Below are 23,349 nucleotides of genomic sequence, written 5' to 3' on the forward strand. Positions count from 1 at the left end.
AGAGGGTGGGCGTACCCTGCCGCGCGAAACCGGGGAGGAACCGATGCGACGCATGCAAGTCGAGGGGGAGTGCGCGCCCGAGCTCGCGAAGCTCCGGGCGGTGTTCGAGGAGAACTTCCAGCGGCACGGAGAGGTCGGCGCCGCCGTCTCGGTGTGCATCGACGGCAGGCCCGTGGTCGACCTGTGGGGCGGACTCGCCCGCCGCGAGGAGGGCCTCCCGTGGGAGCGCGACACGCGGGTGTGCATGATGTCGGTGAGCAAGGCGATGGCGGCGATATGCGTCCACCTGCTCGCGCAGGACGGGCGCATCGACCTGGAGGCGCCGGTGGCGCGCTACTGGCCGGCGTTCGGCAACGCGGGCAAGGAGCACATCACCGTCACGCAGGTGCTCTCCCATACGAGCGGCGTGCTCGACATGGATGCCCTGAAGCGCGGGCAGCTCTTCGATCCGGCGCTGGCCGCCGCGGCCCTGGAGGCGCAGAAGCCCAGGTGGCCTCCGGAGAAGAAGCGCGGCGCGTACCACTCCGCCACGTACGGCATCATCCTGTCGGAGCTGGTCCGCCGCGTCAGTGGCGAGCCGCTGGACGACTTCTTCGAGCGCCGGGTGAACGGGCCGCTCGGCACCGACTACCACTTCCGCAGCCGGGACGAGGAGCTGGGGCGCACGGCGCACCTCATCGAGCGGCGCTTCAACACGCTGCGCATGCTGCTGCTCGAGGAGCCCTACTCCATGCGCATGGCCATGCAGTGGAAGGCCATGCCTCCGCTGGGGAAGCCCGGCTTCAACTCGCCCGTGTTCCTGCGGTCCGGCTTCCCCTCGGGCGCGGGCACCGGGACGGCGCGCGGGGTGGCGCGCATCTATGGGGAGCTGGCGCGGAACTCGGAGGACGCGGTGCTGCTGCGGCCCGCCGCGGTGGAGCGCGTGTCCCGGGCCGAGTGGGAGGGCAGGTGCTGGACCACGGGCCAGCCGATGCGCCTGTCGCCGGGGTTCATGATGAACACGCCGGGTGGCGCGTACTTCGGCCCGGGGCAGCGGACCTTCGGGCAGGCGGGCCGGGGTGGCTCCTTCGGCTTCGCGGACCCCGAGCGGCGGGTGGGCTTCAGCTACTGCACCAACCGCCTGTCGGAGACGGGCTACCCGGACGCGCGCAGCCAGCGGCTCGTGGCCGCGCTTTACGACGCGGTGAGCCGAGCCTGAGACGGACCTCCACCGCCCCCTTCAGGACAGTGGACAGGGCGCATCCGTGGTGCTGGTGACGGGCGGAGGGGCGGCATAGATTGCGCCCCGCCCCACCGGGCCGGCGCGGTCCCCTTCCCTGTGAGCGACCGGGGAAGCGGGAGTCCGTGGCCGGGCCGTGTGGGTTGGCACACACGGAGGGCTTCCGCCTTGGAGAAGGTGCTCAACTACATCGGTGGCGAGCTGCTGCCCGCGAGCAGCGGCGCGTGGCTGGACAAGCCCGAGCCGGCGACGGCGCGGACGTATGCCCAGGTGCCGGACTCGGACGAGCCGGACGTGCAGCGCGCCGTGGAGGCCGCCTCGCGCGCCTTCCCCGCCTGGTCCGCCACCCCGGCCACCGAGCGTGCGCGAATGCTGCGCCGCATCGCGGACGCGATTCGCTCGCGCCTGGACGCCTTCGCCCGCGCGGAGTCCATCGACACGGGCAAGCCCCTGTCCGTCGCCTCCACCGTGGACATCCCCCGCAGCATCCTCAACTTCGAGTTCTTCGCGGACGCGGTGACGCAGTTCTCCAGCGAGGCGCACCCGACGGACAACGTCGCCCTCAACTACACCCTGCGCTCGCCGCTGGGCGTGGTGGGCTGCATCTCCCCGTGGAACCTGCCGCTCTACCTGCTCACGTGGAAGATTGCGCCCGCGCTGGCCATCGGTAACTGCGTGGTGGCCAAGCCGTCCGAAGTCACGCCCATGACGGCGTACCTCCTGTCGCAGGTCTGCCGCGAGGTGGGCCTGCCCCCGGGCGTGCTCAACCTCGTGCACGGCCTGGGCCCCAAGGTGGGCGCGGCCATGAGCCGCCACCCGGACATCAGCGCCATCTCCTTCACCGGCAGCACCCGCACCGGCGCGGAGATTGCCCGCGTCGCCGCGCCCGCCTTCAAGAAGCTGTCGCTGGAGATGGGCGGGAAGAACCCCAACGTCATCTTCGCGGACTGCGACTTCGACGAGGCGCTGGCCACCACCCTGCGCTCGTCCTTCGCCAACCAGGGGCAAATCTGCCTCTGCGGCCCGCGCATCTTCGTGCAGCGCCCCCTCTATGAGCGCTTCAAGGAGGCGCTCGTCACCCGCACCCGCGCCCTCAAGGTGGGAGACCCGCTGGAGCCCGGCACGGACCAGGGCGCGCTGGTGTCGCAGCAGCACTTCGAGAAGGTGCTGGGCTACATCGACCTGGCGAAGCAGGAGGGCGGGCGCATCCTCACCGGAGGCCAGCGCGCCAGCGTGCCCGGCCGGTGCCGCGACGGCTGGTTCGTGGAGCCCACCCTCATCGAGGGCCTGGACGCCGCGTGCCGCACCAACCAGGAGGAAATCTTCGGCCCCGTGGCCAGCCTCATCCCCTTCGACCAGGAGGAGGAGGTCCTCGCCTGGGCCAACTCCACGAAGTACGGGCTGGCGGCCAGCGTGTGGACGAAGGACTTGCAGCGCGCGCACCGCTTCGCCTCGCGGCTGCACAGCGGCATCGTCTGGGTGAACTGCTGGATGCTGCGTGACTTGCGCACGCCGTTCGGCGGGGTGAAGGACTCGGGCGTGGGGCGCGAAGGCGGCTGGGACGCGCTGCGCTTCTTCACCGAGCCGAAGAACGTGTGCATCAAGCTGTGAGCCCGTCGTTTGGAGACACGCGTGAGCACGAGTGAGCGAGTCGATTCCCAGAAGGCCCCGGAGCCGGTGGGCCTGTACCCCCACGCCCGGCGCGTGGGCAACCTCCTGTTCCTGTCCGGCGTGGGCCCGCGCGAGCGCGGCACCCGGAAGATTCCCGGCGTGGAATTGGACGCTGAGGGCAACATCATCTCGTACGACATCGAGGCGCAGTGCCACTCGGTGTTCCGCAACGTCCGCTACATCCTGGAGGACGCCGGCTCGTCCTGGGACAAGCTGGTGGACGTCACGGTGTACCTCACCAACATGAAGAAGGACTTCCCCACCTACAACCGGCTGTGGGCGGAGTACTTCAAGGACAACCCGCCGTGCAGGACGACGCTCGAAATCAACCGGCTGCCCACGCCGATTGCCATCGAGCTCAAGTGCATCGCCACCATCGGAGATGAATGAATGGGCCGCCTGACTCCCATCAACTTCAAGAAGTGGATTGACGAGCACCGCCACCTGCTCAAGCCGCCCGTCGGCAACCAGCAGGTGTGGGCCGACCGCGAGTTCATGGTCACCGTCGTCGGTGGCCCCAACTCGCGCACGGACTTCCACATCAACGAGGGCGAGGAGTTCTTCTACCAGCTCGAGGGCACGATGAACCTGCGGGTCATCGACGAGGGGAAGCAGCAGGACATCCCCATCCACGAGGGGGAAATCTTCCTGCTGCCGCCCAAGGTGCCGCACTCGCCGCAGCGCCCCGCGGGCACGGTGGGGCTGGTGCTGGAGCGCCGCCGCCTGCCGCATGAGCTGGACGGCTTCATGTGGCTGTGCCCCAACTGCGGCGAGAAGCTCTACGAGGAGTTCGTGCACGTCACCAACCTCGTGACGCAGCTGCCGCCCATCTTCGAGCACTTCTACGGGAACCCGGACCACTGCACCTGCAAGAAGTGCGGGACGAAGGTGACCAAGGGGAGCCCCGCCCGTTGAAGGTCGACATCCACACCCACCTGCTGCCGGAGAAGCTCCCCCGCTTCGCCGAGCGGTACGGCCATGGCGGCTTCATCACCCTGGACCACCACGCGCCGTGCCGGGCGCGCATGCTCCGCGATGACGGGAAGTTCTTCCGTGAAATCGAGAGCAACTGCTGGGACCCGGTGAAGCGCATCGAGGAGTGCGACGGGCACGGCGTCCACGTGCAGGTGCTGTCCACCATTCCGGTGATGTTCAGCTACTGGACGAAGCCGGAGCACGGCGCGGACCTGTCGCGCTTCCTCAACGACCACCTGGCTTCCGTCGTCCGAGAGCACCCGAAGCGCTTCGTGGGGCTGGGCACGGTGCCGCTCCAGTCGCCGGAGCTGGCGGTGCGCGAGCTGGAGCGCTGCGTGAAGGAGCTGGGGCTGGCGGGCGTGCAGATTGGCAGCCACGTCAACGACTGGAACCTGTCAGACGCGGCGCTGTTCCCCTTCTTCCAGGCCGCGAGCGAGCTGGGCGCCGCCATCTTCGTCCACCCGTGGGACATGATGGGCGAGGCGAAGATGCAGAAGTACTGGCTGCCGTGGCTGGTGGGCATGCCGGCGGAGGTGTCGCTCGCCATCTGCTCGCTCATCTTCGGCGGTGTCATGGAGCGGCTGCCGAAGCTGCGCTTCGCCTTCGCGCACGGCGGCGGCGCCTTCCCCCACACGCTGGGCCGGATTCAACACGGCTTCGAGGCGAGGCCGGACCTGGTGGCGGTGGACAACAAGGTGCCGCCCCGGGACTACCTCGGGCGCTTCTGGGTGGACTCGCTGGTCCACGACGTGGAGGCGCTGCGCTTCATCGTCCGGCTGTTCGGCCAGGACAAGGTGGCGCTCGGCAGTGACTACCCCTTCCCCCTGGGCGAGGACCGCCCGGGCACACTCATCGAGTCCCTGAAGGAGCTGGAGCCGGCCTCGCGCGAGCGGCTGCTCTGGCGCAACGCCCTGGAGTGGCTGGGACGCTCGCGCGAGGACTTCGCACCATGACGACGCCGTACCCCTTCGAGGACACCGAGTCCTTCGCTGCCAGGCTGGACGCCGAGGACCCGCTGCGCTCCTTCCGCGACGAGTTCCTCTTCCCCAAGGGCCCGGACGGAAAGCCCGTCGTCTACCTCGCGGGCAACTCGCTGGGCCTGCAGCCGCGCAACGCCTCGCGCTACATCCAGGAGGAGCTGGAGGACTGGGCCCGGCTGGGCGTGGAGGGCCACCACGAGGGCCGCCACCCGTGGCTGCACTACCACGAGCTCGTCATGGACAAGGCCGCGCGGCTGGTGGGCGCGAAGCCGCTGGAAGTGGTGGTGATGAACACCCTCACGGTGAACCTGCACCTGATGATGGTGTCCTTCTACCGGCCCACGAAGGAGCGCTTCAAAATCCTGATGGAGGGCGGCGCCTTCCCTTCGGACCAGTACGCGGTGGCCTCGCAGGTGCGCTTCCACGGTTACGACGTGCGCGAGGCGGTGCTGGAGCTGAAGCCGCGCGCCGGCGAGGAGACGCTGCGCACCGAGGACATCCTCGCGACGATTGACCGGCACGGCCACGAGGTGTCGCTGGTGCTGCTGGGCAGCGTGAACTACCTCACCGGGCAGGCCTTCGACATCGCCGCGATTACGAAGGCGGCGCACGCGAAGGGCTGCTTCGTGGGCTTCGACCTGGCGCACGGCGCGGGCAACCTCAAGGTGTCCCTGCACGACGACGGGCCGGACTTCGCGGTGTGGTGCTCGTACAAGTACCTCAACGGCGGCCCGGGCAACCTGGGCGGCGTCTTCGTCCACGAGCGGCACGCGCACGAGAAGGACCTGCCCCGCTTCGAGGGCTGGTGGGGGCACAACAAGACGACGCGCTTCCAGATGGGACCCACCTTCGACCCGCTGCCGGGCGCGGAGGGGTGGCAGCTCTCGAATCCGCCCATCTTCCAGCTCGCGGCGCTGCGCGCGTCCCTGGAGCTGTTCGACCAGGCCGGCATGGAGGCGCTGCGCGCCAAGAGCGAGCGGCTCACCGGCTACCTGGAGTTCCTGCTGGACAAGCTGCCCCCGGGCTTCGTGAGCATCACCACGCCCCGGGACGCGAAGCAGCGCGGGGCGCAGCTCTCGCTGCGCTTCAAGGGCGAGCCCCAGGGCATGCTGAAGCGGCTGGCGGACGCGGGCATCGTCTGCGACTTCCGCAAGCCGGACATCATCCGCGCGGCGCCCGCGCCGCTCTACTGCAACTACACCGACGTGTACCGCTTCGTGAGGACGCTCGAAGGCCATGCCCGAGACTGAACGGAAGGAAGCCGTCACCGTGGTGGGCGCGGGACTGGTGGGCTCGCTGCTCGCCATGTACCTGGCCCGCAGGGGCTACACCGTGGAGGTGCTGGAGCGCCGCCCCGACATGCGCCGGGAGGTCATCGACGCGGGCCGCTCCATCAACCTCGCCATCTCCACGCGCGGGCTGCACGCGCTGCGGCAGGTGGGCCTGGAGGCGGAGGCGCTGAAGCACGCCATCCCCATGCGCGGAAGGATGATTCATTCCGCGAAGGGCGAGCTGACCTACCAGCCCTACGGCAAGGACGACTCGCAGCACATCAACTCGCTGTCGCGCGCGTGGCTGAACACGTTCCTGATGACGGAGGCGGAGCGCACCGGCCGCGTCCACATCCGCTTCAAGCAGCGTGTCACGCACGCGGACTTCGACACGGGCGCGCTCACGGTGCACGACGAGGCCACCGGCGAGACGCGCCGCGAGGAGGGCCGCGTGCTGTTCGGCACGGACGGCTCCGGCTCGGCGGTGCGGCAGGAGATGGACCGGCTGCCGGGCTTCGCCGCGACGCAGGAGCAGCTCGGCCACGGGTACAAGGAGCTGACGATTCCGCCGGGCCCTGGCGGCGCGTTCCAGATGGAGAAGCACGCGCTGCACATCTGGCCTCGCGGCACGTACATGCTGATTGCCCTGCCCAACGAGGACGGCAGCTTCACGTGCACGCTGTTCCTGCCGTGGAAGGGGCCCGTGAGCTTCGAGTCGCTGGACACGCCCGCCCGGCTGGAGTCGTTCTTCCAGGACCAGTTCCCGGACGCGAAGGCGCTCATTCCCGACCTGGTGGACGCGTACTTCTCGCGCCCCACGGGCAGCATGGTGACGGTGAAGTGCGCGCCGTGGCGCGTGGGCGGACAGGCGGTGGCGCTGGGCGACGCGGCGCACGCCATCGTCCCGTTCTTCGGACAGGGGATGAACTGCGGCTTCGAGGACTGCGTGGTGCTGGACGGGCTGCTGGGCCGGCACGGGCGGTGGGAGGACGTGTTCGCCGACTTCGAGCGGCTGCGGAAGACGAACGCGGACGCCATCGCCGACATGGCGGTGGAGAACTTCATCGAGATGCGCGACAGCACCGGCAACCCGCGCTTCCTGCTGGAGAAGGCGGTGGAGAAGGTGCTGCTCAACGCCTTCCCTGGTGAGTTCGTCAGCCGCTACACGCTGGTGAGCTTCAGCCGGGTGCCGTACCGGCTGGCGTACGAGGTGGGAGCGATTGCCGGCGGCATCGTCTCCGAGCTGTCCGAGGGGCTGACGCGGGCGGAGGACGTCAATCTGGAGCGCGCGGGGCAGCTCATCCGCGGACGGCTGGTGCCTTTCATGAAGGAGCACGCGGATGGATTTCGGACTGAAGGGTAGGCGCGCGCTGGTGATGGGCGCGTCCGCGGGCCTGGGCTACTCGATTGCGCAGGCGCTCGTGAGGGAGGGGGCCACGGTGGCCATCTGCTCGCGCGGCGGGGACAAGCTGGAGCGCGCCGCGAAGGAGCTGGGCGCGGCCATGGCGGTGCCCTGTGATTTGACGCAGCCCGGGGCGGCGCGGCGGCTGGTGGAGGACGTGGCCGCGAAGCTGGGCGGCGTGGACGTGCTGGTGGTGAACACGGGTGGCCCTCCGGCGGGCGGCTTCGAGGCGCTGACGGCGGAGCAGTGGCAGCTCGGCTTCCAGAGCCTGTGGATGGCGGCGGTGGACGGCATCCAGGCGGCGCTGCCCGGCATGAAGGAGCGCAAGTGGGGCCGCATCGTCCTGGTGACGTCGCTGGCCGCGCGCGAGGCGATGCCGAACCTGACCATCTCCAACGGCCTGCGCGCGGGCCTGCTGGGGCTGGTGAAGACGGTGAGCAACGAGGTGGCGCAGCACGGCGTCACGGTGAATGCGGTGCTGCCCGGCTACCACGCGACGGAGCGGATGACGCAGCTGGGGCTGACGGACGAGAAGGTGGCGCCGCAGATTCCCGCGCGGCGGCTGGGACGGCCGGAGGAGCTGGCCGCGCTGGCGGCGTTCCTGTCGTCGGAGCAGGCCTCGTACATCACCGGCCAGTCGATTGCCGTGGACGGCGGGGCGCAGCGGGGGTTCTGACGCGGCGCCCGTGAGTGTCGGGAGCCCTCAGGGGGAGGCGAGGCACGCCTCCTCGTAGCCCCAGCGCTCCTGGGCCTCACCTTCGTCCAGGATTGGCTTCAGTGTCGCCATGGGCACGGCGGGGGGCACGTCCACGGAGATGAGGCCGGGGATATGACTTCGCTCGATGGAGCACCCCAGCCTCTCGAGCAGGGCTTTGACGGAAGGCACGTCCTGCTCGTCATGAATGATGAGGCGCAAGGTGCTGTGCCCCGAAGGCCTGACGACTTCCAGGAAGCGAAGCTCTTGCTCCACCTGTGAAGCCGAAATGACGTCGCCACAGGCAATGCCCCTGGCGAAGAAGGGGATGTTGTCGATCTGGAATAGCCCTTCGCCTAGAGGGCGTGCCCACAGGCCTTCGTAATCCGCGGGAGGGTAGTCGTCCTCGTCCTTCTCCAGCTTGACGACCACCTTGACCCGGTCATCGACTCGTGGAGTGGTCATGGGGAGTCCTCACCTGGCGGCATCTTGTCGCCCTTCTTGAGGTTGCAGTCCCGGCAAAGCACCTGGCCGTTATCCACCTCGCCCGCGCCTCCCTTATCTTCCGGGCGCATGGCCACCCGTCGCGCTGAGGGGAGCTCACATGCAGGAGCGCACCGCCTCCACCACGTGAGTCCATTCCCGGGAGCGCGGGTCGATGACCTCGAAGTGTCCGGCACCGGGGAGCGTGACGCAGCGGATGGGGTCCCCCAGCTCGCGACCTCGCGCACAGAAGGCCTCGCTCATGGACACGGGGACGGTGTCGTCCTTGGTGCCATGCACGAGCACCTGCGGCAGTCCGAGCGGCTGGAGCGCCGCGGGCGAGGCCGTGCGGTAGCGCTCGGGCACGCTCGCGGGCGGGCCACCGAGGAACGTCTCCACGATGCCGTCACCGAGCCGAAGCTCGAAGCCCCGCTCCAGGTCCACGACGCCCGCCAGCGAAACGACGCCTCGAAGCCGCAGCGGGTCCACACTGTGGAGCGGACCGCCCGGTGGAAGCCGATGCCGGGCGCCAAGCCACATGGCCAGGTGCCCGCCCGCGGAGTGCCCCAGCGCCACGACTCGCGAGAGGTCCAGCGCGTGTGAGCGCTCCAGGGTGCGCAGGAAGTCCGCGCCGAGCGCCACGTCCTCCAGCGTCCCGGGCCAGCCTCCGCCTTCGTGACCCACACGGCGGTACTCCAGGCTCCAGGTGGCGAAGCCTCGACGGGGCAGGTCGGCACAGAGATGCGCCACATGCTCCAGGTCGTACTTCGCGCGCCAGAAGCCACCATGGATGACGACCACCACCGGGTGAGGGCCCGGACCGGCGGGCAGCCTCAGGTCACCGAACTGGTGCGGCAGCGGGCCATACGGGATGCGCGCATCGGCAGGGGGCGCGGGCGTCTCCAGGACCCACATCGAGCTCATGCCGGCATCTTCGAGACCCGTATCTGACACCGCAAGCCCGCCCGCCCGCCCTCTGGCCGGGCACACGGGCGGTGAAAGAGCCCATTGTCCACGGTCCGACACTCCGGCCCGACTCCTGGCCTTCCGGACTGTTCGCAAGCGGGCTCCAAGCTTTGTATCCCCACGTTTTTAGGCTTCCTGTCAGAAAATTTAGGCTTGATTTCAGAACCTGAAATGTAAATACCTGCCCCCACGGAGTTGACCCGCCGCGTTGACGGCGTGGAACCCGGCCTGGGAGGCACGGACATGGAGACGAAGGGCCTGCGGACGTTCCTGGAGATTCCCTACGACGAGCTGGAGGAGCGCAACCTCCGCGTGAAGGAGCAGCGCCTCAAGCACGAGTCGGCGGACAAGGTCCGTGAGGAGCGCCTCAAGTACCTCACCGACGAGCGCAACCTGAAGGCCGTCACGGTGTGCTTCACCGACCTCGAGGGTCGGCTGCACATGCTGGACTACGACAAGAAGTTCCTCCTCAAGAGCGCCGACAACCTCACCTTCGACGGCTCGTCCATCCGCGGCTTCTCGCAGCAGGCGGAGAGCGACCTGCGCCTGAACGTGGACTGGGGCTCCTTCTACTGGCTGCCCTCCGACATCTTCGGCCCCGGCAAGGTGCTGGTGTTCAGCGAGGTGCTGGAGCGCGACGGCACGCCGTACCACGCCGACATGCGCGGCCAGCTCAAGCGCATCACCGAGGCCATGTACCAGAAGGACGGCACCGTGTTCCACACGGCGCCCGAGGTCGAGGGCTTCCTCTTCAAGGGCCGTGACGCCGAGCGCCACTACCACGAGACGGGCAAGTTCGAGTTCATCTCCACCGGCGGCTACTACCACTCGCTGCCCGGCGACCCGCTGCGCGCCTTCATCGACAAGGCCGCCGAGGCCCAGCGCGCCATGGGCTTCCAGAACGAGAAGGACCACCCCGAGGTGGCCCCCAGCCAGTTCGAGATGAACTTCTCGTACAGCGAGGCGCTCATCTCCGCCGACCAGATCCAGCTCTACAAGCTGCTGTGCCGCCAGGTCGCCGCGCAGATGGACACCACCGCCAGCTTCCTCCCGAAGCCGGTGACGGGCGTCAACGGCAACGGCATGCACATGAACATGTCGCTGTCCAAGGGCGGCAAGAACCTCTTCTACGAGAAGGGCGGCCAGGACGGCCTCAGCCAGATGGGCTGGGACTTCATCGACCGGCTCCTCACCAACGCGAACGACATCTGCCTGGTGCTCAACTCCAGCGTCAACGCGTACCGCCGGCTGGACCCGCACTTCGAGGCGCCCAACCAAATCAAGGCCAGCGCCAACAACCGCGGCGCCATGGTGCGCATCCCCTACGGCAACGAGCGCAGCGCGCGCGTCGAGTGCCGCTCGGTGGCCCCGGACGCCAACCCGTACCTGGTGCTCTACACCCTGCTGCGCACCGGCCTGGAAGGCCCGCAGCCGCAGGAGGACGCGGAGACCAAGCGCAGCCGCACCCGCTTCCTGCCGGACAACATCTTCGACGCCATCCGCCTCTTCAAGGGCAGCACGTTCGTCGCCTCCATCCTCGGTGAGAACGTGCAGGGCAAGTTCGCGGAGCTGAAGACGGGCTCCGCCGAGCGCTGCCCGAAGCAGCTCGGCACGCGCGTGAAGGCCTCGGAAATCCAGTTCCACCACGAAATCACCAACCAGTACCTCTGGAGCCAGTTCTAGGCTCCGGCCTCCCGCGAGGCCCCGGCCCTCACCCGGGGCCTCGCGAGGCACAGGGGTAGGAGTTCATTACAGACCCACCCCGCGCACCAACCCACCGGAGTGTCCACGCCGATATGACTCGGACTCCCGAGCGTTGCGGTGGGTGGACCGGGCCGTGCATACGAAAAGCGGCCTGCCCGGGCTCCACGGAGGATGCGATGCGCCGGTACGCAATGGTGATGGGTCTACTGTGCACGACGGGCTGCGCGAGCCTGACACGGAACCTCGGGGCGGAGCCCGACCCGGAGACCGGCGAGTACGAGACGCCCAAGCAGGAGACCGTGTACCTGGTGCCCGCCGAGGACGCGATGATGATGGCCCGGCGCATCCTCGAGGAGCAGCGCTACGACGTGCTGGAGAAGGAGGGCGGGCTGGAGATGTTCACCTCCGCCCACGAGCCCGGGAACAACCAGCGCGGCCTGCGCACCCTGGAGCGCTACTACATCAAGGGCCAGCGGCTGGGCCCCCGTCAGACGCTCGTCCGCATCTTCCGCCTCAGCTACAACGAGATGGAGCGGGAGGTGGAGATCGGCACCGCCATGACGGCGTCGCACATGAGGAAGCGGTTCCTCGACGAGGAGACCCACCCCTTCGACGCCAACAAGACCTTCAAGACCGCGCCCAACATGCAGGGGCAGCGGCTGATGGACCTGGATGACCCCTTCCAGGATGCACCGGAGCTGGAGCGCTTCCAGCTCGTACGCGGCAACCGGGACCTCGGCATCGAGCGCACGCTGCTGGAGCGGCTGGAGATGGTGCCCTCGCTGGAGCTGGTCGGCGGCAATACCTCCGTCCCGGCCCGCTCCGTCGTACTCGAAGGTTGGACGGAGGCCGTGGAGGGGGCACAGGTGCCCGAGGCCGAGTGCGGCACTCCCGTGGACGGGACCGCGCCGCTGATGGCACAGGGCCATACCCTGCTGCTGGCCGACCCGCTGGGCACGCGTGAGCTGCCCTCGGCCGCGCTGCGGATGCTGTGCGAGGCCTCCTCGAAGGGCCTGCCGGTGACGCTGGCCCTGTCGCTGCCCTCCACCGAGCAGCCGCTGCTCGACACGTACATGGCCAGCGCGGGCTCCTCGCAAGACGCACAGGAGCTGCTGAGCGGCAGCTCCTTCTGGCGCCGGGTTCATCAGGACGGACGTAGCAGCCGCGCCATGCTCTGGCTGGTGGAGCAGGCCCGCAGGCTGCGGGCCTCCGGACGCGCGGTGTCCCTGGTGGCCTTCGACACGGACAAGGGCCATGGCAACGAGCGCGAAGCGCAGATGGCCCAGCACCTGCTGGAGTACCGGAGCAGGAACGCCGATACCTTCATGGTGGTGCTGGCGGGTGGCGCGCACGTGCGCACCACGAACGCGGGCCGGGACGGTGACTTCGAGCCGCTCGGCATGAGGCTGGCGAAGGCGCTGCCGTCGGTGAAGGCGCTGGACGTGGGCTTCCAGCGGGGCACCCAGTTCTCCTGCCGCTACAATGTCTGGGACGCGGTGGAGTGCGATGTCTTCGCCATCAGCCCCACGAAGCAGGCCCGGCAGGCGTCGACCGTCTCCGCGGGCGTGCAGCTCTTCCCGCAGCCGCTCGAAGAGGGCTTCCACGGGCGGCTCTACGTGGGCGCGCTGAGCGCCTCTCCCCCGGCGCTGCAGGCCGGGGCCGGCACCGCCAGCGCCAGCGCCGGGACGGCGCCCCGGACCGCGCAGTAGGCCGCGGGACGAGGCGGGCGTCCGCGAGACGCCCGCTATTGCTTGCGCGCGAGGATGCGCCGCCCTGGCACGTCGATGGCGTAGGTCGCCCCCATGTCCAGGATGATGTTCTGCTTCTCGCACGTGCCGGGCCGGAGCGAGACCTCGACGAAGGTGATGCCCTCGGGCCCGGGCGAGGCCGCCACGTCGTAGGACTCACGCTGATAGAGGCAGAGCTCCATGGCGGTCGCTCCCTTGTGCGGCTTCACGTCCAGGGGGAGGAAGTCATCCAGCGCGAGCTGCATGGCCGTCACCCGCTCCGCCGAAAGCGTCGTTGAATCGGCCGGCAGCGTCAGGGGGAACTGGACGCGCGCCGCTTCCTCGGGCGAAGCGCGTGGGGGGCGTGAGGAGCGCTGGAACAGCGCGCACGCCGGCAACAGCAGGCACAGGGGGAGAAGCAGGCCGCGCTTCATGGTGTTTCCAGGTCGGAGCGTAAGCAGGTTTCGCGCGCGCATGACGTTCGAGGCCCTAGTCACCGACGGGGGTGACGTAACCGGCGGCCTTGTGCTCGGGTTTGATGATGCCAACAAGGGCCCAGTGCCCGCCGCGCCGCTCGTACACTTCCCCTGGGCGTGACTCGCCGACGTAGGGCACCAGCTTCATGACCCGGCACTTCGTGTCGAACTGGACACGAATGAGCCAGCGCTGGCGTGCCTCGACCATGTCCCGCCGGGACATGCGCGAGTCCGCCCACGGGTGGCTGTGGTAATCCGCGAGGACTCGCGCCGTGCCGCGTGAGTCGTCCACGTAGCGCGGCACGAAGCAGGCCTTCACCGGCTCCGGCGTGCCCTTGAGGATGGGCCCCAGCGGGGACGGAAGGCTGGCGTGGTAGGTGCCATCCCCCAGCGAGTAGATGGCCCCGCAGTACTCCTGCCCGTACTCCCGCCCCTGCGCGCGCGGGAGCCGCATGACGGCGGGGCAGAGCTGGTCGATGACCGCATCCACGTCCGGGGACGGTGAGATGGCCTCCCAGGGGCCTCGCACCCAGATGTCGCCGTTGCGGTAGCCGTAGTCCGCGCCTTCGACGGGCCCGCTCGGGGTGCTGGCACATGCCACGAGCCAGAGCCCCATGAACGCGCTCCATCCGGACAAATAGGAATTCATGCTGTTCTGGCTATCTAGGTTACGCGCGACGACAGAACAAGGCTGGTTTTCCCAGAAATCCGGCACGGATTCCAGCAGAAGAGTAAAGCTCCGCCATTGATGGGGATTGGATGTAAAGCGGCTTGTCAAAACCCACCCAGCAGGTAGGTGGCGGAGCTTCTCACAGCCGCGCCGCGGAGGGCCAGGAATTGGACTTCTGAGGTCGTGAACAGTGCGTCGCGCTCGATATGCGGCGGGACACCGGAGCGTTGCCCTGCCCCGACACCCCGGAGGATTCGATGCGTCGGTATGCGCTTTGGCTGGGACTGGTATGCACGACGGGCTGCGCGGCCCTGTCCCGGGACCTGGGAGCGGTCCCCGACCCGGAGACCGGAAAGTACGAGCTCCCGAAAGAGGAGACGGTGTACCTGGCGCCCGTCGAGGAGGCGATGATGCTGGCGGGGCGCATCCTCCAGGAGCAGCGCTACGACGTGATGGAGCGGGAGGGCGGGCTGGAGCTGTTCACCTCCGCCCACGAGCCCGGGAAGAACGAGCCCGGCGCCCGCGCCTTCGAGCGCTACTACATCAAGGGCGAGCGGGTGGCGCCGCGCCAGTCCATCGTCCGCGTCTTCCGGCTCAGGTACCACGAGATGGAGGACACGGTGGAGGTCCCCGTCCGCGCCGCCGGCAGCCGCGCCGGAGAGGTGAACGCCGCGAACGCCATCCATCCCTTCGACGCCAACAAGACCTTCAAGACCGCGTCCACCCTCGAGGGGGCGGACCTGACGGACCTGGACGACCCCTTCCAGAATGCACCAGAGCTGGAGCGCTTCCGGTTCGTGCGCGGCATCCGGGACCTCGGCATCGAACGCACGCTGCTGGAGCGGCTGGAGATGGTGCCCTCGCTGGAGCTGGTCGGCGGCAATACCTCCGTCCCGGCCCGCTCCGTCGTGCTCGAAGGTTGGACGGAGGCCGTGGACGGAGCACAAGCCCCCGTGGCCGAGTGCGGCACGCCCGTGGACGGCGCGGCCCCGCTGATGGCGAAGGGCCACACCCTGCTGCTGGCCGACCCGCTGGGTACGCGCGAGCTGCCCTCGGCCGCGCTGCGGATGCTGTGCGAGGCCTCCTCCAAGGGCCTGCCGGTGACGCTGGCCCTGTCGCTGCCCTCCACCGAGCAGCCGCTGCTCGACACGTACATGGCCAGCGCGGGCTCCTCGCAGGACGCGCAGGAGCTGCTGAGCGGCAGCTCCTTCTGGCGCCGCGTGCACCAGGACGGGCGCAGCAGCCGCGCCATGCTCTGGCTGGTGGAGCAGGCCCGCAGGCTGCGGACCTCCGGACGCGCGGTGTCCCTGGTGGCCTTCGATGCCGAGAAGACCTCGGGCAACGAGCGCGAGGAGCACATGGCCCGGCACCTGCTGGAGTACCGGAAGCAGCACCCTGACGCGTGGCTGCTGGTACTGGCCGGCGGCGCGCACGTGCGCACGACGAGCGCGGGCCGGGACGGTGACTTCGAGCCGCTCGGCATGCGGCTGGCCCGGGCGCTGCCGTCGGTGAAGGCGCTGGACGTGGGCTTCCAGCGGGGCACCCAGTTCTCCTGCCGCTACAGCGTCTGGGAGGACGTGGAGTGCAACCTGTTCGCCATCAGCCCCACGGATGCGGCGCGGCAGTTCTCCACCATGCCCTCCGGTGTGACGCTCTTCCCCCAGCCCATCGAGGAAGGCTTCCACGGGCGGCTCTACGTGGGTGAGCTGAGCGCGTCACCTCCGGCGCTGCAGGCCAGCGCCACCGCCAGCAGCGCGGCCCCGGGCGCCGCGAAGTAGCCCCAGGGGAGCCACCGCGAGCACCGGAGCCGGCAAGCCCTGCCGGGGCTGGCAATCCTTGCCGGGCCCGGCAGCGCCCGGAGCGGCAATCTCCGCCGGTCCGCGCGCCTTCCCGCCGGGAGCACGCGCGATTCGCGGCTGGCACCGGGGTTGCTCTACCGGTCCGCGCACGCATCCCCGGGCCGTATGACACGGCATCCGCTGGACGATGCGCTGACCAGGAACATCCCATGAAGAAGACGCACGGGTTCGTGTCGAAGTCCGTTGTCGCCCTCGCGCTGCTGGGCGCCCTTCCCGCCGCCGCCGGTACGGCGACCTACGCGGGCGCGCTGTGCGCCGCCGTGTCGGGCACGCCGACCATCTTCCGCAGCGGCCGCCTCATCAACCAGACGGGCTCCGACATGGAGGTCGTCTGCCCCATCCAGCGCAACATCACCAACGTCCCCTACTACACCGAGGACATGACCATCACCGCCACGGTGCTGGACCCGAGCATCACGGATGACGTCTGCTGCACCGCCGCCGTGTCGGAGGCGGATGGCACCTACCTCGCCACGGCCCGGACGTGCACCCCGGCGAACAGCGGGGACTACGACACCCACCGGACCCTCTCGATGAACCTGCCCTCGGTGTACGCGGGCCCGGGCGGCTACCTGAGCCTGCGCTGCGAGCTGCCGAAGCAGGTCTCCATCGACGGCGCGATGCGCTCCTCCGTCCTCGCCAGCTTCATCGTCACGGAGTAGCCGCCATGCGCCAGGTCCGCTGGGGAGTCCTGGGCGCGGCCATGGCCGCCGTGGCCGCCGCCGGGGTGTGGAGTCTGAGGGGGAATGCGCCGGAAACGGCCATCGCGCCCCCGGTGGCCACCGAGTCCCGGGCCCCCGCGGAGCTGGAGCGCGAGCTGCGGGCGCTCCGCGCGGAGTTGGAGTCGCTGCGCCAGGGCCAGGGCCGGCTGGCGCGGCAGGTGGAATCCGTGGAGGGGGCCGCCCCGCGGTCCGTGAATGCGGAGGGCCCGCCACCCGCTCCCGAGCCCACGCGGCCCGGGGACGCGGAGAGGGCCGCGGCGGAAGAGGCCCGGCAGGCGCGGGTGGCCGAGCTGGACGCCGAGCTGGAAGCCGCCCTCCACACGGAGCCCCTGGACGCGGAGTGGGCGCGGAACACCGAGGCCCTGGTCAGCGGCGCCTTCCAGGGCCCGGACCTGGCCGGCTCCCGGCTGGCGCGCGTGGAGTGCCGCACCCGCGTGTGTGTGCTGGAGGTGGAGCACGAAGGGCAGGAGGCACGGGCGGAGCTGCTGGACTCGCTGATGCGCGTGCGCGGACTCCAGGGACAGGCAGTGATGCGTCCAGCAGCCGACGGTAGCCCGTTGACGTCCCGCGTCTATCTGTCGCGCGCGGGGGAGCGCCTGCCGCTGACGCTGCGCCCGTGAGCGCCCGCTCATCGAAGCCCTGGGCGTGGCGCACCGTCACGCCGCCCCCGGGTTGCTCCTCTCGTCGCGGGCGTGCCAGCATGGACGGCCGCGCGATGTCCGTCCCGCACCCCAGCGCCCGCGACACCCGGCCCCTCGGGGCCACATCGGAGCCGTCCGAGTCTGGCGCCGCGTACCTGCTGGTGCTGGAGGGCGACTCCTCCTGGCGTTTCCCCCTGCCCAACGAGGGAATGGTGCTCGTGGGGCGCGACGAGCAGGCGGACCTGCGGCTGCGCGACGACAGCGTGTCGCGCCGCCATGCCCGCCTCCTCCTCACCGACGAGGGCGCGCGCGTGGTGGACCTGGGCAGCCACAACGGCACGTCCATCAACGGCCGGCCCGTGGACAGCGCGCAGCCGGTGCTGTCCGGAGACGTGCTCTCCTTCGGCGCGGTGGTGGCGGTGGTGCGCTCACGCACGCGGGCCGCGCCCGCCCGCAGGGCCCTGGAGGTGGAGCGGCTGATGGGGCAGCTCCGCGAGGAGGTGGAGCGCGCGCTGCGCTACGGCCGGCCCCTGACGATGCTGGTGCTCGCGCTGCCGGAGCCGGGCGGCGCGGGCCGCGAGGCGGTGGAGGCGCTGCTGGCGACGGAGGCCGGCCCGGCCGAGGCCGCGGGCTGGCTGGACGGCGCGCACCTCCTGTGGATGCTGCCCGAGGTCTCCGGAGAGCCGGGCGAGGAGGGCCTGGGCGAGCGCGTGGAGGCGCTGCTGGCCGCGTGCCCGAAGGCGCGGCTGGGCATCTCCTCCTGTCCCTCGGACGGCTGTGACGTGGAGACGCTGGTGGCCTCCGCGCGCACCGCCGCGCAGACGGCCGCTCCGGGGGCGTGGGCCTCCGCCGCGGAGGGCATCACCCGGCTCGCCCTGGGCGAGCGCACCGTGCTGGTGGCGGACCCCGCCATGGCGCAGCTCTACGCGCTGCTGCGCCGGCTGGCCGCCAGCGAGCTGCCGGTGCTGGTGTGCGGGGAGACGGGCGTGGGCAAGGAGAACGCCGCGTTCGCGGTGCACCACTGGTCGCCGCGCGCCTCCGGGCCCTTCATCGCCGTCAACTGCGCCGCCCTGCCCGAGGGGCTGGTGGAGAGCGAGCTGTTCGGCCACGAGCGCGGCGCCTTCACCGGCGCCACCACCGCGCGCGCGGGCCTGCTGGAGAGCGCCCAGGGCGGCACCGTCTTCCTGGACGAGGTGGGCGAGCTACCCGCGTCCGCGCAGGCGAAGCTGCTGCGCGCGCTGGAGGTGCGCCGCATCACCCGCGTGGGCGAGGTGCGCGAGCGGCCCATCGACATCCGCATCGTCGCCGCCACGCACCGGGACCTGGAGGCGGAGGTGGCGGCGGGACGCTTCCGGGAGGACCTCTACTTCCGGCTCGGCGCGGCCACCGTGCTGCTGCCGCCGCTGCGCGAGCGCCCACGCGAGGTGCCCATGCTGGCGCGCGACTTCCTGGCGCGGGCCTGCCAGGCGCTCGGGCGGCGCGAGCTGGAGCTGGCCGCGGGCACGCTGCACGCGCTGTCCCGCCACGGCTGGCCCGGCAACGTGCGCGAGCTGCGCAACCTGATGGACTATGTCGCCGCGGCCGTGACGGGAGACGTGGTGGAGCCGCACCACCTTCCGGCGCGGATGCTGGGGCGCAAGGGTTCCGCTTCCGGCGCGCAGCCGTTGGTGGAGCCGGAGCCGGCTCCGGCTCCCCCGGCCGGGCCTCGCCCCCGGGTGCCGCTGGCGCAGGAGATTCGGGAGCTGGAGCGCCGCCGCATGCAGGAGGCGCTCGCGGAGGCGGAGGGCGTGCAGACGCGCGCGGCGGCGCTGATTGGCATGCCCATCCGCACCTTCTCCTTCAAGCTGAAGCAACTGGGCCTTCAGCCACGCGCCGGACGCAAGGGGCCCCCGGCCGGATGAGCTCCGCGCCCGGGCTCACGCAGCCCCCTCCCGAGTTCGAGGAGTACCGGCTGCTGAAACCCCTGGGGCACGGGGCCATGGGACAGGTGTTCCTGGCCCAGGACACGCTGCTGGACAGGCTCGTGGCGGTGAAGTTCATCGCCACGCCCGCGGGCCGGCTACCGGACGCGGCGGCCCGGGCGCGCTTCTTCCAGGAGGCCCGCGCCATCGCCCGCTTGCAGCACCCCAACGTGGTGGCCATCCACCGCGTGGGCGAGGTGCGCGGCCAGCCCTACCTCGTGTCCGAGCTGGTCCGGGGCGAGACGCTGGACCGCCTGCCCCGGCCCATGGACGGGCGCGAGGTGCTGCGGCTGGGCATCGGACTGGCGCGGGGGCTCGCCGCCGCGCACCGGCGCGGGGTGCTCCACCGCGACATCAAGCCGGCCAACGCCATCCTCTCCGAGGACGGTGAGGTGAAGCTGCTCGACTTCGGGCTGGCGGAGCCGTGGGCGGGGGGCGGTGCCGCTGGATGGGAGGAAGCGGCCTCCGCCGGGGCGCTGGCGCGGGAGGCTCGGCCGGAGGACACGCGCCCCCTGCCCGGCACCATGCAAGGCCTCCACTCCGATGCGGACACGCCTTCGCTCGTGACGCGGCCTCTTCCCGGTGCCGTGCAGCGAACCCCGCCCGCTGCCGCGCGCGCGACGCGCCCCCTGGACGGCGGAGCCGCCGAAGCAGGAGGAGACGTCACCCGCACCGGTGCGCCCGCGCCATGGGTGGCCGTGGCCGGCACCCCGCTCTACCTTGCCCCGGAGCTGTGGCGCGGTGAGCCCGCCAGCCGCGCGAGCGACGTGTACGCGCTGGGCGTGCTCCTCTACGAATCGTGCGCGGGCGCCGCGCCCTACCATGACGTGCCGATGGAGGCGCTGGGCCACGCCGTGCTGGAGCGTCCGCCTCCGCCGCTCGCGGGGCTCGCGCCCGGACTCCCGCGGGGCCTGGCCGCCGTGGTGGACCGCTGCCTCGCCGCGGAGCCCTCCCAGCGCTTCGAGTCCGGAGACGCGCTACGCGAGGCGCTGGAGGCCCTGTCCGCATCAGAGCGGCCAGGCGCCCTGCCCTCTGGAAACCCGTACCTGGGCCTGCGCGCCTTCGATGCCGAGCACCGCGGCGTCTTCTTCGGCCGCGAGGCCGAGCTGCGCGAGGTGATGGACCGGCTGCGCGGAGACGCCTTCGTCCTGCTCGCGGGCGACTCCGGCGTGGGCAAGTCCTCGCTGTGCCGCGCGGGCGTGCTGCCCATCGCCGCCAGCTCCGGCCTGGAGGAGGGAGGCCCCCCACGCCTCGTCCTCTGCTGCACTCCCGGGCGCCGCCCGCTGGAGGCGCTGGTGGAGGCGCTGGCTCCCGTGCTGGACGAGGGCGCGGACGCCCTGCTCGCGCGCGTGGCCACGGAGGAGCCCGGAGCCCTGGCGCGCGCCCTGCGCCGCCGGCCCGCGAGCGCCCCGCCCGTGCTGCTGTTCCTCGACCAGCTCGAGGAGCTGGTGACCTTCTCCGAGCCCGGCCAGGCCGCGCGGCTCGCCGAGGAGCTGGCCCTGGTGCTGCGCCGCGCCCCGCGCGTCCGAGTCCTCGCCACCGCGCGCAGCGACTGCCTCACCCGGCTGGTGGCGCTGCCGGGCCTGGGAGAGGAGCTGCCACGCGCGCTGTACCTCGTGCGGGCCCTGTCCGAGCGCGGGCTGCGCGAGGCCGTGGAGGGCCCCGCCCGCGCGATGGGCGTGCGCTTCGAATCCCCCGCGCTGGTGGACACCCTCGTCACCTCCGCCGCGCGCGCCGAGGGAGGCCTTCCCCTGCTCCAGTTCGCGCTGGAGGCGCTGTGGGAGGCGAGGGACAGGGAGCGCCACGTCATCCCCGCCGCCGCGCTGGAGTCGCTCGGAGGCGTGGAGGGCGCGCTGGCCCGCCACGCGGACGCGGTGGTGGCGCGGCTGCGGCCGGAGCAGCGCCCGCGCGCGAGGGAGCTGCTGCTGGAGCTCGTCACTCCCGAGGGCACGCGTCTGCGCCGCACCCGCGAGGAGCTGCTGCGCGGGGCCGGCGACGCCACCGGGCGCGCGGTGCTGGACGGGCTGGTGCGGGGCCGCCTGCTGACGGCCGGCGAGGCGGAGGGCGGCGAGGGCGTCTACACGCTGGCCCACGAGAGCCTGGTGACGGGCTGGGACACGCTGCGCGGGTGGCTGGGCCAGGACGAGCAACGCCGCGCCGCGCGCCACCGGCTGGAGCGCGCCGCCGCCGAGTGGGAGCGCATGGGCCGGCCCGTGGAGCTGCTCTATGGCGAGCGTCAGCTCTCCGAGGCCGAGGGCACGGGAGCGCTCGCCGAGGGGCCTCGCGAGCGGGACTTCCTCTTCCGCTCACGACAGGCCTCGCGCCGCCGCCGCGCCGCGCGGTGGGCGGTGGCCATCGCGGTGCCGCTGGTGCTGCTGACCGCGGTGGGTGTCACCCGGGTGCAGGCTCGCGCGCAGCTCGACGCACGCATCAACGGCCACCTGGACGAGGCGCGGCGGTACCGGGACGCCGCCCATGCGCGAGGCGCCGAGGCCGAGCGCCTGCGCGCCCAGGCCTTCGCCCTCTTCGACGCGCCCGGGCCGGAGAAGCGCGAGGCCGCCGAGGCGGTGTGGTCCCGCGTGCTGGAAGAGGAGCACGGCGCGGAGGAGAGTGCCCTGCGAGCCCTCGCCGCGCTGGAGACGGCGTGGGGCCTGGACCCGGGCAATGCCCGCGTGAAGGAGCCGCTGGCGGACGTGCTCGCGGAGCGCGTCGAGTGGGCCACCCGGCGGCGCCAGCCCGAGCAGCGCGCGCAGTGGCTGGCGCGGCTGGCGGCGTACGACGAGTCCGGGAGGCGGAGCCAGCGGCTGGAGGCGGCCCCACGCGTCTCCGTCATCAGCTCGCCCCCGGGCGCGCGGGTGCGGCTGCTGGCCACCGGGCCGGACGGCCTGGAGGGCCCGGGCCGCGTCCTGGGAGAGACACCGCTGCGCGACGTGGAGCTGGCCACGGGCTCGCACCTGCTGGTGCTGGAGGCTCCGGGCCGCTTCCCCGTGCGCGCCCCCGTGCTGCTGCGGCCCGGTGAGCACCTGCCGCTGGAGCTGGCGCTCCCGGAGGAGTCCCTGGTGCCGGAGGGCTTCGTCTACGTGCCCCCGGGACGCTTCCTCCAGGGCCTGTCGGACAACGAGTACCTGCGCCGGGCCTTCTTCGCCGCGCCGCCGCTGCACACGGTGGAGACGGGCGCGTACCTCATTGCCCGGCACGAGGTGACGTTCGCCGAGTACATCGCCTTCCTGGAGACGCTGCCGCCCGGGGAGCGCGCCGCGCGCATGCCGGGCACCCGCCTGCGCTCCAGTGTGGTGGACCTGTCACGGGAGGCGGATGGCCGGTGGCGCCTGGACCTCCGCCCAGCCTCCGGACACTACAGCGTGCGGGACGGAGAGCCGGTGCGCTACACGAAGCGGGCCCGGCGCGCGGTGCAGGACTGGCTGCGGTTCCCCGTGTCGGCCATCTCCTTCGACGACGCGCTGGCGTACGTGGCCTGGCTGGACAAAACGGGCCGCGTGCCCGGCGCGCGCACCTGCACGGAGCGGGAGTGGGAGCGGGCCGCGAGGGGCGCGGACGGACGGCGCTACCCTTCCGGCGACTGGCTGGCCCCGGACGACGCCAACCACGACGTGACATACGGCCGGGAGCCCGGCGGCTTCGGACCGGACGAGGTGGGCAGTCACCCGCGCTCGCGCAGCCCCTTCGGCGTGGACGACCTGGCCGGCAACGTATGGGAGTGGACGCGCTCCGACGTGGACCCGGAGAAGCCCTCCGCCCAGGGAGGAAGCTGGTACCAGAGCGACCTGACGGCGCACTCCGCCAACCGTGACCGGGTGGAACGGACCCAGCGCGAGGCCCTCATCGGCCTGCGCGTGTGCGCCACGCCGCGTCCCTGAAGGCACCACGGCAAGCCTTGCCGTCCGGAAGGAGCCGCCGCGCCGCCTCC

Annotated in this window: 20 protein-coding genes; 15 read left to right on the forward strand and 5 right to left on the reverse strand. The window is 71.3% G+C overall.

The genetic code is table 11. The features are described 5' to 3' along the window. The first annotated feature begins 43 nt into the window (after positions 1-43). The 8 genes from K8638_RS02965 to K8638_RS03000 all read left to right on the forward strand — a co-directional run bounded on the left by K8638_RS02965 (position 44) and on the right by K8638_RS03000 (position 8,194). A complete protein-coding gene (locus K8638_RS02965) occupies positions 44-1,198 on the forward strand; it encodes a serine hydrolase domain-containing protein (RefSeq protein ID WP_223752833.1) in 1,155 nt (384 codons plus the stop codon). 189 nt (positions 1,199-1,387) lie between these two features. Continuing rightward, the gene (locus K8638_RS02970; RefSeq protein ID WP_225936882.1) at positions 1,388-2,830 is read left to right on the forward strand and encodes an aldehyde dehydrogenase; all 1,443 of its coding nucleotides are present in this window, start codon (positions 1,388-1,390) and stop codon (positions 2,828-2,830) included. A gap of 21 nt (positions 2,831-2,851) precedes the next feature. Next, the gene (locus tag K8638_RS02975) at positions 2,852-3,280 is read left to right on the forward strand and encodes a RidA family protein (RefSeq protein ID WP_223752834.1); all 429 of its coding nucleotides are present in this window, start codon (positions 2,852-2,854) and stop codon (positions 3,278-3,280) included. Then, positions 3,281-3,805: a 3-hydroxyanthranilate 3,4-dioxygenase gene (nbaC, locus tag K8638_RS02980; RefSeq protein ID WP_223752835.1), complete on the forward strand. Its 525-nt coding sequence runs from the start codon at positions 3,281-3,283 to the stop codon at positions 3,803-3,805. Next, positions 3,802-4,818 (forward strand): amidohydrolase family protein, encoded by a 1,017-nt coding sequence (locus K8638_RS02985; protein WP_223752836.1) that lies wholly within the window; start codon positions 3,802-3,804, stop codon positions 4,816-4,818. The genes nbaC and K8638_RS02985 overlap by 4 nt, the downstream gene beginning before the upstream one ends. Then, a complete protein-coding gene (gene kynU, locus K8638_RS02990; protein ID WP_223752837.1) occupies positions 4,815-6,095 on the forward strand; it encodes a kynureninase in 1,281 nt (426 codons plus the stop codon). Before K8638_RS02985 ends, kynU begins: the two co-directional genes overlap by 4 nt. Further along, entirely contained in the window at positions 6,082-7,479 is a 1,398-nt protein-coding gene (locus tag K8638_RS02995; RefSeq protein WP_223752838.1) for an NAD(P)/FAD-dependent oxidoreductase, read from the forward strand. The genes kynU and K8638_RS02995 overlap by 14 nt, the downstream gene beginning before the upstream one ends. Then, entirely contained in the window at positions 7,457-8,194 is a 738-nt protein-coding gene (locus K8638_RS03000) for an SDR family oxidoreductase (RefSeq protein ID WP_223752839.1), read from the forward strand. The genes K8638_RS02995 and K8638_RS03000 overlap by 23 nt, the downstream gene beginning before the upstream one ends. Before the next feature lie 27 nt (positions 8,195-8,221). Here K8638_RS03000 and K8638_RS03005 read toward each other — a convergent pair whose 3' ends face one another. From K8638_RS03005 to K8638_RS03015, 3 genes are read right to left on the reverse strand one after another with little or no spacing between them, the layout of a single operon-like run. Beyond that, a complete protein-coding gene (locus tag K8638_RS03005; protein ID WP_223752840.1) occupies positions 8,222-8,677 on the reverse strand; it encodes a DUF4265 domain-containing protein in 456 nt (151 codons plus the stop codon). Beyond that, on the reverse strand, positions 8,674-8,787 hold the full coding sequence (locus K8638_RS45090; protein WP_223752841.1) for an HNH endonuclease: 114 nt from the start codon (positions 8,785-8,787) through the stop codon (positions 8,674-8,676). The genes K8638_RS03005 and K8638_RS45090 overlap by 4 nt, the downstream gene beginning before the upstream one ends. 25 nt (positions 8,788-8,812) lie before the next feature. After that, on the reverse strand, positions 8,813-9,619 hold the full coding sequence (locus tag K8638_RS03015; protein ID WP_223752842.1) for a S9 family peptidase: 807 nt from the start codon (positions 9,617-9,619) through the stop codon (positions 8,813-8,815). Positions 9,620-9,904: 285 nt separating this feature from the next. On the opposite strand from K8638_RS03015, the gene K8638_RS03020 reads away from it, so the two are divergent. Both K8638_RS03020 and K8638_RS03025 read left to right on the forward strand, forming a co-directional pair. Then, positions 9,905-11,344, forward strand: coding sequence for a glutamine synthetase family protein (locus tag K8638_RS03020; protein WP_223752843.1), 1,440 nt, complete (start codon positions 9,905-9,907; stop codon positions 11,342-11,344). A 197-nt stretch (positions 11,345-11,541) separates the two neighbouring features. Continuing rightward, positions 11,542-13,074 carry a hypothetical protein gene (locus K8638_RS03025; RefSeq protein WP_223752844.1) on the forward strand — a complete coding sequence of 511 codons (1,533 nt, stop codon included), beginning with the start codon at positions 11,542-11,544 and terminating at the stop codon, positions 13,072-13,074. A gap of 35 nt (positions 13,075-13,109) precedes the next feature. Here K8638_RS03025 and K8638_RS03030 read toward each other — a convergent pair whose 3' ends face one another. Together K8638_RS03030 and K8638_RS03035 are read right to left on the reverse strand one after the other, a co-directional pair. Then, the gene (locus K8638_RS03030; protein ID WP_223752845.1) at positions 13,110-13,526 is read right to left on the reverse strand and encodes a hypothetical protein; all 417 of its coding nucleotides are present in this window, start codon (positions 13,524-13,526) and stop codon (positions 13,110-13,112) included. A 55-nt stretch (positions 13,527-13,581) separates the two neighbouring features. After that, complete coding sequence (locus tag K8638_RS03035; protein ID WP_223752846.1) at positions 13,582-14,184, reverse strand: hypothetical protein; 603 nt, start codon at positions 14,182-14,184, stop codon at positions 13,582-13,584. A 311-nt stretch (positions 14,185-14,495) separates the two neighbouring features. Between K8638_RS03035 and K8638_RS03040 the strand changes: the two genes are divergently transcribed. The 5 genes from K8638_RS03040 to K8638_RS03060 all read left to right on the forward strand — a co-directional run bounded on the left by K8638_RS03040 (position 14,496) and on the right by K8638_RS03060 (position 23,299). Beyond that, positions 14,496-16,016, forward strand: a complete 1,521-nt coding sequence (locus tag K8638_RS03040; protein ID WP_223752847.1) for a hypothetical protein — start codon at positions 14,496-14,498, stop codon at positions 16,014-16,016. 230 nt (positions 16,017-16,246) lie between these two features. Next, complete coding sequence (locus tag K8638_RS03045; RefSeq protein WP_223752848.1) at positions 16,247-16,759, forward strand: hypothetical protein; 513 nt, start codon at positions 16,247-16,249, stop codon at positions 16,757-16,759. Positions 16,760-16,764: 5 nt separating this feature from the next. Further along, complete coding sequence (locus K8638_RS03050; RefSeq protein ID WP_223752849.1) at positions 16,765-17,439, forward strand: hypothetical protein; 675 nt, start codon at positions 16,765-16,767, stop codon at positions 17,437-17,439. 95 nt (positions 17,440-17,534) lie between these two features. Continuing rightward, complete coding sequence (locus K8638_RS03055; RefSeq protein ID WP_223752850.1) at positions 17,535-19,361, forward strand: sigma 54-interacting transcriptional regulator; 1,827 nt, start codon at positions 17,535-17,537, stop codon at positions 19,359-19,361. Further along, positions 19,358-23,299, forward strand: a complete 3,942-nt coding sequence (locus tag K8638_RS03060) for an SUMF1/EgtB/PvdO family nonheme iron enzyme (protein WP_223752851.1) — start codon at positions 19,358-19,360, stop codon at positions 23,297-23,299. Before K8638_RS03055 ends, K8638_RS03060 begins: the two co-directional genes overlap by 4 nt. Positions 23,300-23,349 lie beyond the last annotated feature (50 nt).

Origin of the sequence: Myxococcus sp. RHSTA-1-4 (genome assembly GCF_020037125.1) — a bacterium.
Classification (GTDB): domain Bacteria; phylum Myxococcota; class Myxococcia; order Myxococcales; family Myxococcaceae; genus Myxococcus.